The sequence below is a fragment of the Salinisphaera sp. Q1T1-3 genome (assembly GCF_003602005.1).
GTDB lineage: Bacteria > Pseudomonadota > Gammaproteobacteria > Nevskiales > Salinisphaeraceae > Salinisphaera.
Genome location: NZ_QZWD01000039.1, coordinates 1 through 1,078, shown reverse-complemented (window position 1 = coordinate 1,078; position 1,078 = coordinate 1). Strand labels below are relative to the sequence as shown.

The following is a 1,078-nucleotide window of genomic DNA, read 5'->3' as shown; positions in this document are numbered from 1 at the left end:
AACAACCTCGGCAAGCGCTATCCGGGCGCGGACTCGCTGGCGGTGACCGATTTCAATCTGACCACCGAGGACGGCGAATTCATCGTACTGGTGGGCCCGTCGGGCTGTGGCAAGACCACGACCATGCGCATGATCGCCGGGCTCGAGGAACACACCGAAGGCACCATCGAGATCGGCGGTCGCGACGTCACGGGCGTGGCCCCGAAGGATCGCGACATCGCCATGGTCTTCCAGAGCTATGCGCTGTATCCGCACATGAGCGTGCGGGACAACATGGCCTTCTCGCTCAAGCTCAAGAAATACGACAAGGCCGACATCAGAAAACGGGTCGAGGATGCGGCCGATGTGCTCGGCATCACCGACCTGCTGGATCGCAAGCCGCGGGCCCTGTCCGGCGGGCAGCGCCAGCGCGTGGCCCTGGGCCGGGCCATCGTGCGTCAGCCCCAGGTCTTTCTCATGGACGAACCGCTGTCCAACCTGGACGCCAAGCTGCGCGTGGACATGCGGGCCGAAATCATCAAACTGCACCGCAAGCTGGGCGTGACCACGTTCTACGTCACCCACGACCAGACCGAAGCCATGACCATGGGCCAGCGGATCGCCGTGATGAAGGACGGCATCGTCCAGCAGATCGACACACCCAACAACCTCTACCAGCAGCCGGCCAACGTCTTCGTCGGCGGCTTCATCGGGACGCCGTCGATGAACGTTCTGGCGGCCGAGCGTCGCGACGACCGGGCCAGCGGCCCGGGTTTCACCCTGGGCCTGGATGCCACGCGCCGAGCCGCGGCGGGCGATCGCGAGCGGCTGACGATCGGTATCCGGCCGGAACATCTGCATCTCGCCGGGGCCGACGATGCCGTCCAGCAGCTGTCCGGGGAAGTGGAAGTCGTCGAGCCGCTCGGGGCACTGACGCTGATCCAGGTCCGGGTAGGCCAGACGCGGGTCACGGCCCAGATCGAGCCGCACCAGTCGGTGGCGATGGGTGAGAGCGTCACGCTGGGCTGCGCGGCCGACAAGCTCTATCTGTTCGATACGAACGACGAGAAGGCGCTGGTCGGCATCGATATCGCGGCTG

At 65.8% G+C, this 1,078-nt stretch carries 1 protein-coding gene; it reads left to right on the top strand.

From position 1 onward, the window contains the following. A partial coding sequence (locus D3260_RS17065; protein ID WP_147418252.1) for an ABC transporter ATP-binding protein occupies window positions 1-1,078 on the top strand: 1,078 nt, incomplete at both ends.